At 37.0% G+C, this 13,279-nt stretch carries 15 protein-coding genes; 7 read left to right on the forward strand and 8 right to left on the reverse strand.

The window, feature by feature from the left end:
- The first annotated feature begins 9 nt into the window (after positions 1-9).
- Positions 10-1,071 (forward strand): protease SohB, encoded by a 1,062-nt coding sequence (gene sohB / locus H4J75_RS14100; RefSeq protein ID WP_182217537.1) that lies wholly within the window; start codon positions 10-12, stop codon positions 1,069-1,071.
- A gap of 166 nt (positions 1,072-1,237) precedes the next feature.
- Here the strand turns inward: sohB and H4J75_RS14105 are convergent, their stop codons facing one another.
- Positions 1,238-1,507 (reverse strand): hypothetical protein, encoded by a 270-nt coding sequence (locus H4J75_RS14105; RefSeq protein ID WP_182222480.1) that lies wholly within the window; start codon positions 1,505-1,507, stop codon positions 1,238-1,240.
- Between the two features lie 297 nt (positions 1,508-1,804).
- Here H4J75_RS14105 and H4J75_RS14110 point away from each other — a divergent pair, with 297 nt between their 5' ends.
- From H4J75_RS14110 to rlmM, 4 genes are read left to right on the forward strand one after another with little or no spacing between them, the layout of a single operon-like run.
- Positions 1,805-2,713, forward strand: coding sequence for a transcriptional regulator GcvA (locus H4J75_RS14110; protein ID WP_182217538.1), 909 nt, complete (start codon positions 1,805-1,807; stop codon positions 2,711-2,713).
- A complete protein-coding gene (locus H4J75_RS14115) occupies positions 2,703-3,371 on the forward strand; it encodes an alpha/beta family hydrolase (protein ID WP_220465321.1) in 669 nt (222 codons plus the stop codon). Before H4J75_RS14110 ends, H4J75_RS14115 begins: the two co-directional genes overlap by 11 nt.
- Positions 3,325-3,813 carry a DUF423 domain-containing protein gene (locus H4J75_RS14120; protein ID WP_259364611.1) on the forward strand — a complete coding sequence of 163 codons (489 nt, stop codon included), beginning with the start codon at positions 3,325-3,327 and terminating at the stop codon, positions 3,811-3,813. Before H4J75_RS14115 ends, H4J75_RS14120 begins: the two co-directional genes overlap by 47 nt.
- 11 nt (positions 3,814-3,824) lie before the next feature.
- The gene (rlmM, locus tag H4J75_RS14125) at positions 3,825-4,913 is read left to right on the forward strand and encodes a 23S rRNA (cytidine(2498)-2'-O)-methyltransferase RlmM (RefSeq protein WP_070376245.1); all 1,089 of its coding nucleotides are present in this window, start codon (positions 3,825-3,827) and stop codon (positions 4,911-4,913) included.
- 93 nt (positions 4,914-5,006) lie between these two features.
- On the opposite strand, the gene H4J75_RS14130 is transcribed toward rlmM, so the two are convergent.
- The 6 genes from H4J75_RS14130 to queF form a co-directional block, all read right to left on the reverse strand.
- On the reverse strand, positions 5,007-6,014 hold the full coding sequence (locus tag H4J75_RS14130; RefSeq protein ID WP_070376246.1) for an isocitrate dehydrogenase: 1,008 nt from the start codon (positions 6,012-6,014) through the stop codon (positions 5,007-5,009).
- A gap of 204 nt (positions 6,015-6,218) precedes the next feature.
- Positions 6,219-6,596: a DUF3192 domain-containing protein gene (locus H4J75_RS14135; RefSeq protein WP_070376247.1), complete on the reverse strand. Its 378-nt coding sequence runs from the start codon at positions 6,594-6,596 to the stop codon at positions 6,219-6,221.
- Between the two features lie 113 nt (positions 6,597-6,709).
- Positions 6,710-7,510, reverse strand: coding sequence for a flap endonuclease Xni (xni, locus tag H4J75_RS14140; protein ID WP_182222481.1), 801 nt, complete (start codon positions 7,508-7,510; stop codon positions 6,710-6,712).
- A 10-nt stretch (positions 7,511-7,520) separates the two neighbouring features.
- The gene (ppnN, locus tag H4J75_RS14145) at positions 7,521-8,861 is read right to left on the reverse strand and encodes a nucleotide 5'-monophosphate nucleosidase PpnN (RefSeq protein ID WP_182222500.1); all 1,341 of its coding nucleotides are present in this window, start codon (positions 8,859-8,861) and stop codon (positions 7,521-7,523) included.
- 105 nt (positions 8,862-8,966) lie between these two features.
- Positions 8,967-10,565 (reverse strand): GGDEF domain-containing protein, encoded by a 1,599-nt coding sequence (locus tag H4J75_RS14150; protein WP_182222482.1) that lies wholly within the window; start codon positions 10,563-10,565, stop codon positions 8,967-8,969.
- Between the two features lie 184 nt (positions 10,566-10,749).
- Positions 10,750-11,613 (reverse strand): NADPH-dependent 7-cyano-7-deazaguanine reductase QueF, encoded by an 864-nt coding sequence (gene queF / locus H4J75_RS14155; protein ID WP_182222483.1) that lies wholly within the window; start codon positions 11,611-11,613, stop codon positions 10,750-10,752.
- A gap of 61 nt (positions 11,614-11,674) precedes the next feature.
- On the opposite strand from queF, the gene syd reads away from it, so the two are divergent.
- Entirely contained in the window at positions 11,675-12,235 is a 561-nt protein-coding gene (syd, locus tag H4J75_RS14160; RefSeq protein ID WP_070376252.1) for a SecY-interacting protein, read from the forward strand.
- A 1-nt stretch (position 12,236) separates the two neighbouring features.
- Here the strand turns inward: syd and H4J75_RS14165 are convergent, their stop codons facing one another.
- On the reverse strand, positions 12,237-12,563 hold the full coding sequence (locus H4J75_RS14165) for a hypothetical protein (RefSeq protein ID WP_182217553.1): 327 nt from the start codon (positions 12,561-12,563) through the stop codon (positions 12,237-12,239).
- A gap of 207 nt (positions 12,564-12,770) precedes the next feature.
- Between H4J75_RS14165 and H4J75_RS14170 the strand changes: the two genes are divergently transcribed.
- On the forward strand, positions 12,771-13,154 hold the full coding sequence (locus H4J75_RS14170) for a DUF3192 domain-containing protein (RefSeq protein ID WP_070376254.1): 384 nt from the start codon (positions 12,771-12,773) through the stop codon (positions 13,152-13,154).
- Positions 13,155-13,279: the final 125 nt, after the last annotated feature.

The following is a 13,279-nucleotide window of genomic DNA, read 5'->3' on the forward strand; positions in this document are numbered from 1 at the left end:
GAGAATGTATTGGAATTTTTGTATGAGTACGGGTTGTTTTTAGCTAAAGCGATCACCTTAGTTATTGCGATTGTCGCAATTGTCACGGTTATTGCTTCTTCAGCGATGAAACCCGCCGGTAAAAAAGGTGAGTTAGAGCTTAATGACTTATCTGAAGAATTTATCGATGTTGAAGAAGATATTATTCATTACCTCTTATCAAAAGAAGAATTAAAAGAAAAAGATAAGAAAGATAAGAAAGCAGCGAAAGAAAAAGCTAAAGCCGATAAGAAAGCAGCAAAATTATCAGCCGATAATGAAGGTACTATAGTTAAAGCTGAAGCTAGGATTTTTGTTGTTGATTTTAATGGTAGCATTGACGCAAGAGAAGTGAGTGCACTACGTGAAGAAATATCAGCAATACTAACGGTTGCAACCCCTGAAGATGAAGTGTTTTTACGTTTAGAAAGCGGCGGTGGTATGGTGCACGGTTATGGCCTAGCAGCTTCACAACTTGACAGACTTCGTCAGCATAATATCCCGTTAACTGCATCAGTTGATAAGGTTGCGGCAAGTGGTGGCTATATGATGGCATGTGTTGCCAATCATATTATCTCTGCACCGTTTGCAATTGTTGGCTCAATCGGTGTTATTGCGCAAGTTCCTAACTTTCATAAATTGCTCAAGAAAAACGATATTGACTACGAACAATTTACTGCCGGCGAGTTCAAACGTACAGTGACTATGTTTGGTGAAAATACCGATAAAGGTCGTGAAAAGTTTTCTGAAGAATTGGAAGAAACTCACTTACTCTTTAAAGACTTTGTTCGCGAACGTCGTCCAAGTTTAGATATTGATAAAGTAGCAACCGGCGAACATTGGTTTGGCAGTACCGCGAAAGAGCTTGGTTTAGTTGATGAAATTCAAACCAGTGATGATTTCCTTCAGTCTCGTAGTAAGTCACACAAAATTATTGCTTTAAGATACGTAATGAAAAAAACCTTAGCGGAAAAGTTTTCAAAAGCGGCATCAATGTCTGTTGATTCTATCTTTAGTAAACTTTGGCAAAATAATCGTATATTTCCAAGTTAACGCATGCGTTTTGAGTGAATAAGATCTAAAAAAGGATGCTAATGGCATCCTTTTTTGTTTCTTTACGCTGGGCTATTATAGGTTAATATTTAATTATCCACTTTAGATAAGTTCTAGAGAAACTCCCGTAAAGCTTTTAAAGTATACCTATAATTAAGATAAGCGCTTACTCAGCAATCAATAGTGACTTTTCAAAGTCACGCGTAGACTTTACTTCTTTATCGCTTATTTGTGTCACTGGCACGTTAATATCAGCTGTTGCTAACATGGTACTAAAGGTACTTAATTTCATTGAATCAGCGAGACTCTTTTCAGCCGCTAATGTTATTGAAAATTCAGCGACTGTTTCTACTTCTACCAATTGTATGGCTTGAACTTGTGCTACCATCATGGTTGCTGCTACTGTTAATATTGCTACTTTATTAAAAAATTTCATAGGGTCACCCTTAAATTAAACGTTATATCCATATAGATGTTCTGGGACCTTTTCTTACTTAATTCTTGAACATGGGTTGGGAATCACATTCAATAGCTAGCCCAATATGTTTGGGATAAAGATGAAGTCCTTCATCTATGAAACGAATTCTACGTTAACTCTGGTAACTTTTGAAATGACAATTTATAATGTTTATCATTAGAAAAACTAATGAATAATAGTTATTTATCATTGTTGCTTATTTATGCATTTATTTTGAATGCTATTCCACGTAAAAGTTATAATTAAAGGTGAATTTTGTCTAACAGGCTCCCGCCACTAAACGCTTTGAGAGCATTTGAGGCATCAGCAAGACAGTTGAGTTTTACTCGCGCTGCTGAAGAATTATTCGTCACTCAGGCGGCTATCAGTCATCAAATAAAATCGCTTGAAGATTTTTTAGGCATAAAGTTATTTATGCGTAAAAATCGTGCTTTGTTGCTTTCTGAAGAAGGTCAAGCCTACTATCTTGATATTAAAGATGTCTTTAATGCCATTAACGAAGCAACTGAGCGATTGTTTGCCCGTGGTGAAAAAGGCGCGATAACCGTTAGCACACAACCAAGTTTTGCTATTCAGTGGTTGGTGCCAAGATTAAATGCTTTTTATGCTTTACATCCTGACATCGATGTTCGAATTAAAGCGGTAGATCAACCTGAGAATTCATTGACGGGTGATGTTGATGTAGCGATATATTTTGGCCGCGGCCATTGGGCTGATATTGATGCAGAACAATTACAAAAAGAATATCTTATTCCTGTTTGTTCACCTTTATTGTTGCAAGGTAAAAAGCCACTCGATAAAGTCGAAGATCTGATCAACCATACTTTATTGCATGATACTTCTCGCCGTGACTGGAAACGATGGTTCAAACAAGTAAACGTTAAAGCAACCAATGTCAATCATGGACCCATATTCAGTCATTCCGCTATGGTTGTTCAGGCGGCAATGCATGGGCAAGGTGTCGCCTTAGCTCATAGTTTCCTGGCGAAACCTGATATTGATGCAGGTAGGCTTATATGTCCCTTTGAAGATGTTTTAGAAAGTAAAAATGCCTACTACGTCGTGTGTCGAGACCGACAAGTTGATTTAGGTAAAATTGCAGCATTTCGTGAATGGGTGCTTGATACTGTTGCCCAAGACCAAGAAGAATTAAATGACCAATAAGATGATTAATCTCACTCCTGATATTTCAACTATTATTAGTACCGTAGCAAAGCCTAAAGCTTTGGTTGTTTTTGCTCATGGTGCGGGTGCCGATAAAAGTCATGAATTTATGGAACAAGTCAGTCTTGCTTTAAACAAAAAAAATATCAATATATTGAGATTTAACTTTTCGTATATGGATGTTCGCTTGGCGCAAGGTAATCGTAGACCACCCGATAGAATGCCAAAATTACTGGAATGTTTTTCCACCGTTATTGACGGGTTAGATAGTGATTTACCCCTTTTTATCGCGGGGAAATCAATGGGTGGACGTGTCGCTGCGACATTGGCTGGAGATAAAACAACTAAGTTTTTAGGGGTAATGTGTTTAGGTTACCCGTTTCATCCACAGAAAAAACCTGAAAAATTAAGGTTGGCACCTTTGCAAGAAACACAAATGCCTATATTAATTTTACAGGGCACTCGAGATGCGTTAGGTAGCCAAGAAGAAATTGCACAATATGAATTTTCAGAGCGTTGTCACTGTATATTTTTTACCGATGGGGATCATAATTTGAAACCACGAGTAAAGTCAGGTTTTACCCATGCTCAACACATACAATCGGCGGTTAATGAAATGGTTAAATTTATTGATGAGCATAACCCAGATGAAATATAGTTGTGTTTATAGAAATTACTTGACCGCCATTATGATATTTATTGGTATCAGTGGCTGTTTTTCTGTATTATTCGGCGCTTGGTTTGCTCATGCTGGGGCAAATTTACCAAATGAAGTACAATCACGCCTTGCCAATGCATTGCAATATCAATTTTTTCATACTATAGCACTACTTACTGTGGCCATTTGGTTGCAAGTTCTAATGAGTAAGCGTCATGCGGCTAAAGTTATTAATCTTTTATATTTATCAGCAAGCTTTTTTATAGCCGGGATTTTATTTTTTAGTGGTGTTTTGTATATAAAAACATTTTTTGATTTTACTGTTATTGGAAAAATAGTTCCCTTTGGTGGTATATCATTTGCGCTGGGTTGGTTGTGTATCAGCTGGGCGGGAATTAATAGTACTCTGTGTACTTTAAACACAGACCAAGATCGTTTGTAGGTAAATTAGTTATGACCTCTATTATATTATATTGTCGCCCAGGCTTTGAAAAAGAGTGTGGTGCAGAAATTCAAGAAAAAGCCGCGTGGAATGAAGTGTTTGGCTATTTACAGCTAACTAAAAACGAAGGTTTAGTCTATTTTCATTTAAACAATCCTCAAGACGGTGAAGTTTTAATGGAAAAAATCCCATTGCGCCGCCTGATATTCGCTCGCGATTGGTTTGTTACCGTAACAGATAAAATTGACTTACCTGATTACAATCGTGTTGAAGCTATTACCGAAGTTTTAGGTACCGAATGGCAATATGCTGATTTACGGATGGAAATGCTTGACACAAACGAAGGTAAAGAACTTTCGAAATTCTGTCGTAAGCTGTCTGTACCGCTACGCCAGGCATTACGTAAGAATAAAATTCTTATGGAAAAAGGTGATAACGATGGCGCTATCTTACATGGTCTTTTTCTAAGTGGTAAAGAAGCTATTTTTGGTTTTTCGTTAGCCGATAATAGCTCTGTTTATACTATGGGTATTCCAAGGTTGAAGTTTCCAAGCGCTTCACCGAGCCGTTCAACATTAAAATTAGATGAAGCTTTTCTTCACTTTGTACCTCGCGATGAATGGGACGAACGTTTAACATCAGGTCTTAAAGCCGTTGATTTAGGCGCTGCTCCTGGTGGTTGGACATATCAATTAGTACGTCGTGGTATGATGGTGACAGCTATTGATAATGGCGCTATGGCTGAGTCATTAATGGATACAGGGCAAGTTAAACATCGCATGATGGACGGTTTCAAATATGTACCAATGAAACAAAATGTTCATTGGTTAGTATGTGACATGATCGAAAAACCTCAACGCGTTGCTAAGCTAATGGCTGAGTGGTTATTAAAAGGTTACTGTAAAGAAGCTATATTTAATTTAAAGTTGCCAATGAAAGGCCGTTATCAGGAAGTCACTAATGACTTACAAATACTTAAAGATGCTTTTAGTGAGCATAAAGTAAAGTATGAACTCTACGCTAAGCACCTTTATTATGATCGTGAAGAAATAACTGTTCATGCAAGATTATTATCTCCACCGCCAATGAAAGAAGAATAGCACGGCTCTTCTTGCATTAAAAAACCGACGTAATGTCGGTTTTTTAATGTCTGTTACAAGCTGGTATTACTAACAACTTCTAACCCGTTAGGTTTATAAACGCTCTAATACCGCTTGGGTAAAATCAGTGGTGCCGTGAGTGCCGCCTAAATCACGAGTCGTTCTATCACCCGTAGCAATAACATCTGTAATTGCATTACGGATCTTACTGGCTTTATCACCCATGTTTAAATATTCAAGCATTTGAATAGCGGCTAATATCACTGAAGTAGGGTTAGCTAAATTTTTGCCTGCAATATCTGGTGCACTACCATGCACAGCTTCAAAAATAGCGCAGTCGCCACCAATGTTAGCGCCAGGAGCCATACCTAAACCACCAACTAAACCTGCACACAAGTCAGATAAAATATCACCAAATAAGTTGGTTGTTACAATGACATCGAATTGTTCTGGGTTCATTACTAATTGCATACAACAATTATCAACGATCATTTCTGTCGATTCTATTTGTGGATAACGGGCAGCAACTTCACGCGCAACTTTTAAAAACAAGCCAGAAGTTGATTTTAAAATATTCGCTTTATGAACAGCTGTTACTTTTTTTCTACCTTCTTTGATAGCCGTTTCATAGGCAAAAGTAAGAATGCGTTCAGCACCTTCACGGGTAATTAAACTTTTTGCTTCAGCAACTTCGCCATCATCAGACAATATTTGTCCTAAGCCTGAATACATACCTTCGGTATTTTCACGTACCGTTATGATGTTTATGTCTTCGTAGCGGGCTTTAGTGCCTTTAAACGATATTACAGGGCGAACATTTGCGTAGAGTTGGAAATGCTTACGCAAAGTAACATTGATAGAAGTAAAGCCTTCGCCAACCGGTGTGGTAAGTGGACCTTTAAGGGCTATTTTATTCTTTTGAATAAGCGCTAAGGTACTTTCAGGGATCAAGTCGCCATGATTTTCAAGAGCAGTAAGACCGGCGTCTGCATATTCATATGCAAAATCACATCCGGCTTTGTCTAGTATTTTAATTGTAGCATCGATAATATCGGGACCAATGCCATCGCCGGGGATCACTGTTATGGTTTGTGTAGCCATTTTTCTGCCTTTCAAAAGAGTTTGTCAAATTAGGAAACGGGTGCTGTTATAGCACGCGGTACTTGTGTAATCTAGGATAAAACCTTTCAGGCACCCTACATCGTTTGGTTTTACCTGATTGTGTTTTATAGTTGTTAGTATAAAGGATCGTTTAATAAAACGTTATTAGACTTTTGTTTTATTAAAGCTGCTTTCAGCGTTAGTTTATAGTTGTTGAAACTGTTCGTAAGCTGTGTTGCCAATAGCGATAAGTGAGCCATTTTTAAATAAAAGTGCGGTACATTCGTCTTGGGTAGTAAATCCATCAGATTTAACGTGTTGAGTACGATAAAATGTCACTTGAAAACTGTTTTCATTAACTTTTTTCGCCTCTGTTATATCTGGGCTGCCTAATTCTTCGATCGCTTGGTCGAAATTAAACTTTTCTAAGGTTAATTTACCTATGTATTGCTTGTTATATGATTCGCGATCACCCCATTCCATATCAGATGGACTGTCATCATAAAAGTTTACCACTAGGGCAACAAAAACACCGTAAATGGCTAATGCGATTAAGATACGAGAGATGACTTTCTTATTCATTTATTAAAATTTCCGTTAAATTGTTGATCAATATTGAAAGATGAAGCTTAACAACCGCTAATTATTTTAGTTAATTTATACAAGGTTTAATACTAATATTTTGTTCACGCCCCCTAAGAAGAAAGGCGAATATCTTTTAAATTAAAGCCCAGTGCTATGTCTTTTTTTAGTGTAATAAGTTCTTGGCTGAGTGCAATTTGTTCCTTATGTTCAGCAAGCTTATTGGCTAATGTTGCTTTAATGTCAGTTGCTTCAAGTATACTTTTTAATGATCCGTACTGATTTAATAACTGTGCAGCAGTGACTTGTCCAATCCCCGCAACCCCTGGAATCTTATTGGTATTGTCACCGGTTAATGTCCATAAATCCATAAGCTGTTGTGGCTTAACATTGAATTTACTTAGTACAAAGTTAGTATCAAGATGGCGACGATTAAAGTGATCATAAACGCCGATATGTGGACCCAGTAATGAGAGGAAGCCTTTATCTGTCGAAACGATCGTAACATTTTGATCTTTTAATGCCATTTTTACCGCCAATGTCGCAATGATATCGTCAGCTTCATCTTCTTCCGGTACTAATGAATCGACTTGTTGCTTCATTAACTCATCTTGAATATCAGGAAGGCTGGCAGCCAAATGTGCTGCCATTTTTTTTCTACCTTTCTTATAATCAGGGAATAGCTCGTAACGCCAACAAGGCTTATCACTATCAAATACCGCTAAAACATGGCTAGGTTGTAGATGATCAAGTATTTTTGTTAACGCTTGTCCGCAAGCGATCTGGGTATTAAACAGGACTTGTTGTTTGGTGTTTTCTGCAAGCTCGTTATTAAAAAGAAAAGGACGCTCTTGTACTGCGTATATTCTCCTAATTAAATTCAACGCATCAATTAATACAAGATGTGCGGACATTCATTTACCCTTAAATTACTTTATAGCATGGTATATATTTACTGCCAGGTAGTTTCATTCGTTGTTGCTCAACAAATGACGCCAGTAAATTATCCATTAGTTTCATTATTTTTTTATCGCCAGATATTTCAAAGGGACCATTCTCTCTGATCGCTCTAATACCTTGCGATTTTACGTTACCGGCTACTATAGCAGAAAAAATACGGCGTAAGTTTGCTGCTAATGTCGCTTTGTCTAAATCATAGCTAATTAGCAGGTTAGCAATGTTCTCGTGCGTAGGTTCAAAAGGCTGTTGAAAGTCGGGCTCAATCACTAAAGACCAGTTAAAATGGAAGGCATCACCCGTTTTTTTGCGATAAGTTATGACTTCATTTAATTTATGACGCATGGCTTTAGCTACTGCAATTGGGTCATCAACAATAATTTCATAAAGGTTTTGTGCTTTTTCACCTAAAGTTGCGCCAATGAAGCGATCAATTTGAATAAAGTATTCTGCGCTCTCTTTAGGTCCTGTCAAAATAATAGGTAATTTTTGAGCTTCATTTTTGCTATTGAGCATAATACCTAAAATATAAAGCAATTCTTCGGCTGTTCCTGCGCCCCCAGGGAAAATAACAATACCATGTGACATTCGAACAAAAGCCTCTAAGCGTTTTTCGATATCAGGCATGATAACTAATTCATTAACGATAGGATTAGGTGGCTCAGCCGCAATAATACTTGGCTCTGTTAAACCAATATAACGACCGTCTTTATTACGCTGTTTTGCATGAGCTATAGTTGCTCCTTTCATTGGACCTTTCATTGCACCTGGGCCACAGCCTGTACAGATATTAAAGCCTCGCAGGCCCAATTGATAACCCACTTCCTTAGTGTACTTGTACTCATTATCGTTTATAGAATGACCACCCCAGCAAGTAACCAGATTAGGATCGCTTTCAGGGATAATAACATTCGCATTTCGTAAAATATCAAATGTAAGATCTGTTATCTGCTGAGTATGTTTAGCATCGGCTTGGTATCGATTATGGGTAAAAAGAATATCGCGTAACACCGCTGATAAAAGCTCTTGTATGCCTTTTATTATTTTACCATCAACGAAGGCATCACCGGGTGGGTTTGTTAAAGCTAGTTTTACCCCACGTTCGCGGCGCAAAACTTGTATCTCAAAATCTTGAAATTTTTGATATATTTGTTCGGCATCATCGGTATGGCTGCCGGCATTTAATACCGCGAGTGAACAATTTCGATAGACTTGATAAGTTTTACTGTTCGCTGATTTTTGAAGTTGCTCTATTTCTGATTGTGAGAGCAGGTTCATATTGCCAACAGGATTTATTTGCGTATTCATCATTGAGCTCCTTCAGAAAAATGTAAAGCTAATAACTTGAAACGTACCAAGGTTATTAGCTTTTTATGGATAATTGCAGGAAAAAACGGAATTTTCAGACGATATTTATAGGTAAACAACGTTGTTTTTGCCTTTCTCTTTGGCTTGATAAAGTGCACCATCTGCTCGTTCAAAAGCCATATGGACATTATCATCTTGTTGGATATGTGTAACGCCAATAGAAATGGTGATGGTCACTTTATTACTTTTAAATTTAAAGGGTAATTTTGCGACTTGTAAGCGCAGTCGGTTAAGTTTATCGATTAAGTTTTCTTGATTGGTACCAGAGAATACGAGTACAAACTCTTCTCCGCCATAACGTGCAATAAATGCGTCACTACCTATGTGTTTTTTTAAGGTACTTGAAATAACTTGCAAGGTTTTATCGCCAGCAGTGTGGCCGTAGGTATCATTAATACGCTTAAAGTTATCAAGGTCCATTACCACAATAGCCAAGTCGAAATTTTTATTATGAAAACGCACCATTTCTCTAGCGAAGTATTCATCAAATGCGGCGCGATTGTTGAGCTTAGTTAAGGCGTCTTGTAAGCTTCTGGCTTGTTGTTCTTGAATGCGTTTTTCAAAGTTTCTGCTTTGTTTTTCTAATAATTCGACCTTTTCAGTCATTGACGATAATTGGCCGTGTAAAGCATCTTGTTGTTCACGTTCAAAGGTTGTTTTCTTTAAAAGCGTACCAGCAATAAGTTTTAACTTAGCATTAATATCAACTTTAATATCGGCTAGAGACGTGGCTTTATCTAATCCATTAGCCATATCTACAATCTGTTTTTGCAACTGTTCATTTAATAAACCATGTTGTGATTGAGATTCTTTGCAACTGTTTAGTGTTGTTTTTACTGCGAACTGCACCGTTGTTAAGGTTTCGCTTAATGTTGAAAGAAATACTTTTGCAGTATTTCTTTCATCGTTTAAATCTTCAATGATCACATCAAATACGGCCAAAAAACTGTCTAGTAAGCTGTTGTTTGATATACCTTCATTGAGCTGAGACTTAATCACAGCGATATCTTTTGCATGTTTATCTGAGACAACTAAGTCGGCAATAATTGTTTCAAAACGAGCGATGTATTTCAGCTCGGCATCGTTATTAACTTCAACCGTTTTTGTTGTTGAGTTCTGTTGTCCTAATAATCCCCCCACAGGAGCAGCGTCAATAAACTTTGCTGCTAAGGCGTCATCGTAAAAGGTTAATAACTGACTTAACAAGGGAACATATTGTATAACAGCATCTTTGGGATCTTTTGACTCCGTGATTAAACTACGTAATTTACGTCGTAAGTCAGCAGGTAAGCCATTGATTTTTTGCAAAGCTAAACCAGCGATATGGAATCTTTCGTGTAATTGGTTAAGATTTGAAATGTTTATTTGAGATTGCTTTTGTAGTAAAAGTGAAGTTGCGGCTATGTGTGCTTGAATGTCAGCAAGTGGCGCCGACTGTTTGAGTAAAAGTCGTAACTTAGCCAACTTATTATCTAACGTAATATCCATGCCCTTGCATACAAGAGAAAGCTTTTCAATAAAGGTTATTAACAATGAAGACTGTGAGTTCAGGTCTTTTTCTACGTCGGCACGTGAAGTAATGGCGAGTTCGAGTTTTTTCTTCAGTAATGTTATTTCTTTGTTGGCTGCTGGGTTGTTGCTCATAAAAAACGGTCTTCCGTAAAGTACTTTATCGGCTAATGGACTTGATAAATTTGCATTGAGTATAGCTAAATATAGTTAATATAAAAATGAACACACTTTTAAATTATATGACTTAATAGTAAACCTAAGATGCTAAAAAGTCAGCATTGATAATGATTTATAATTGATTTAACTCAAATAGTGTTTATTGTCTTAGCGTTCTTCCGGTTGGTGCGTGTAAGGTAGACGTCGATCGAAATGGATTTATGTCTAAACCGCCCCGTCTGGTGTAGCGCGCAAAAACAGTCAACTCAGTCACTTGACAATATTTCATTAAATCACAATATATTCTTTCAACACATTGTTCGTGAAACTCATTATGTTGTCTAAATGATATTAAGTAAGCTAGCAAAGCGCTCGGTGAAATCTTTTGACCACTGTATTGAATATAAATACTTGCCCAATCGGGTTGATTAGTAATTAAACAGTTAGATTTTAATAAATGGCTGACTAAAGATTCATCCTTGACCATTTCCCCTGCAATATTTGCATTGTTGAGCAGCGTTGGATCAAGTTGATAGTTATCAATATCAAGTTCAACATCATCTATACATAGGGTGTTTTCAGAAAAAATCTGATGATTTATTTCCAGTGCAGGGCAATTATCAACAGGAAATAGCTTTACGCCCGCTTTGCCTTCAGCGGTATTGGATAGATCTTTAATTAAGCAATCTTCAACCTCTTGCCAAGATGAAAACCGACTCTGATTAAAGCTATTTAAATACAATTTAAATGACTTAGACTCAACTATGTTAGTGCTAGTGCAAGGAAAACGAAATTCTGCAACAGCAACAATGGGTTTACCTGTGCTATTGAGCCACGAAAGTTCATAGGCATACCAGACATCTTCGCCAATAAAGGGTAAGCTTTCGGCGTGAATAGCTAAACTGTCTCTATTTAAAGTTCGAGGTACCGCTTGCAAGAGTTCTGGGTTATATTCACTGCAATAATTAGTGGCTTTTCCAAGTGTTAATTGGCTTAATACTTTTGCGTTTTTATAATTTGTCATACAATGGCTAGTTTAGTCTATTGGCTATTTGTCGTTACATTTTAAAGGATCTTTTTAACAGATGAAATCATCACCATGCGAGTTAATGCAATCTTTATCATTATTTTCACAAAAATATTTATCACAATACCAAGAACGTTACCAGCATTTACCGCTTATCGAAAAAGACGAACAATGGCCTTCTCCATGTTTATCAGATGATTATGATGAAAATCATCAATATTGGCAGCCTTGTGAAATAAGCGACCCGATTAACTTTGATAATGTTGAAAAAGCGTTAGAAATAACAATACACGCGGATTTTAAAACCTATTTCACCAGTTTGTACAGCGACACCTTAGATGCAAGCTGTGAGGAAGGCGCTTTATCACTACTTTTTGCTTGGAGCAAAGATGACTTCCAACGTTTACAAGAAAATGTGATAGGGCATATATTAATGAAGCAGAAATTAAAGCAACCATTAACTTTATTTTTTGCCTTGACCGACGACGATAATATGATTTTAAGTGTCAACAATGACAACGGGGAGATCTGGGTCGAAAAAGTAGGTGCTAAAGCGCATAAGAAAGTGGCCGACTCACTGGTTAGCTTTATTAATATGCTCAGCCCTAGAATTCCTTAACTTATATTTTTTTTAGGCTAATGATCAGGGCTTTTAGCTCTGCTAATTCAGTTTCTATTGGCTCTAATGCCGTTGCTATTGCTTTAGTTATCATCATCTCTATTTCTGGAGAGTTCAAGGCTAGCGTTTGATTTTTTTCAACAAGCTTCTTAGTTTCACCGGTTAATGTGATCAGTTTAGGGTCATGGGTCCAATTTCTTAATATTGATATAAGGGTTGGCAGTGGCACTGGTGTTTTTAGTTTGGTTTTAAGCAAGGCTACCGTTGGCTTTTTACCTTGATTAGCTAATTGATTAGCGATGATTGTTATTTCGTCAGTTATGGTCATAAATTTATAATTACTTGTCAAAGAGGCTATGTTTTAGCGAATATCACAAAACATGTTCGCCGTGTTTACCTGGTTTTTATTTTATTTATATATATATCAATGTGTTGCCGAGTTGGTTTATCCCTTGCTATTAAGTAAGTTGTAGACCAATAACGTTGTTTAAATTATATAAAATATTTACACATAAAATATTAATCAGGGAAACTTATGAAAAAATCAATTATAGCATTACTTATTGCGGCACCTTTAACTTTATCATTAACGGGATGTGTTATTGCTGTTGGTGGCGGTGATGAAGGGCATTCAATGTCAACTTCGTTTGGCGATCGTGAATATGAAAACCGTAAGAAAATTGACAAAATTCAATTAAATGCCAGCTATAGTGATGTTAAGCAAAAGCTAGGGCTTGGCGACTTCAATGAAAAATACCAAATAGACGGTAAAGAAATACAGGTGCTCTTTTATCGTACTCATCGTGTCCATAAAGATGATTTAACCACTAAGGACGAGTGCACATATTTACATTTTGTAGATGGTGTTTTATTAGAAACGGGTAATGGTGCAGATTATAGACGCAACATTTCAGGTTAATCGTTATTGTTTATAGTGTAAAGGTAACCGCTAGTGCTACCTTTACAACTAAACCCTAATGTTTTTACTATAACGGCACCTGCTATCGACGGTTTATTATTACATATTTGTCTTAAGAAAATAGC

Source organism: Colwellia sp. BRX10-1 (genome assembly GCF_014077545.1).
Lineage (GTDB): Bacteria > Pseudomonadota > Gammaproteobacteria > Enterobacterales > Alteromonadaceae > Colwellia_A.

Coding starts and splice junctions, on each gene's coding strand:
- H4J75_RS14130 (WP_070376246.1), bottom strand. CDS start 6,014: ATGGCTACACAAACCATAACAGTGATCCCCGGCGATGGCATTGGTCCC.
- H4J75_RS14105 (WP_182222480.1), bottom strand. CDS start 1,507: ATGAAATTTTTTAATAAAGTAGCAATATTAACAGTAGCAGCAACCATG.
- H4J75_RS14165 (WP_182217553.1), bottom strand. CDS start 12,563: ATGACCATAACTGACGAAATAACAATCATCGCTAATCAATTAGCTAAT.
- xni (WP_182222481.1), bottom strand. CDS start 7,510: ATGTCCGCACATCTTGTATTAATTGATGCGTTGAATTTAATTAGGAGA.
- H4J75_RS14135 (WP_070376247.1), bottom strand. CDS start 6,596: ATGAATAAGAAAGTCATCTCTCGTATCTTAATCGCATTAGCCATTTAC.
- queF (WP_182222483.1), bottom strand. CDS start 11,613: ATGACAAATTATAAAAACGCAAAAGTATTAAGCCAATTAACACTTGGA.
- H4J75_RS14170 (WP_070376254.1), top strand. CDS start 12,771: ATGAAAAAATCAATTATAGCATTACTTATTGCGGCACCTTTAACTTTA.
- H4J75_RS14120 (WP_259364611.1), top strand. CDS start 3,325: ATGAAATGGTTAAATTTATTGATGAGCATAACCCAGATGAAATATAGT.
- ppnN (WP_182222500.1), bottom strand. CDS start 8,861: ATGAATACGCAAATAAATCCTGTTGGCAATATGAACCTGCTCTCACAA.
- rlmM (WP_070376245.1), top strand. CDS start 3,825: ATGACCTCTATTATATTATATTGTCGCCCAGGCTTTGAAAAAGAGTGT.
- syd (WP_070376252.1), top strand. CDS start 11,675: ATGAAATCATCACCATGCGAGTTAATGCAATCTTTATCATTATTTTCA.
- H4J75_RS14150 (WP_182222482.1), bottom strand. CDS start 10,565: ATGAGCAACAACCCAGCAGCCAACAAAGAAATAACATTACTGAAGAAA.
- H4J75_RS14115 (WP_220465321.1), top strand. CDS start 2,703: ATGACCAATAAGATGATTAATCTCACTCCTGATATTTCAACTATTATT.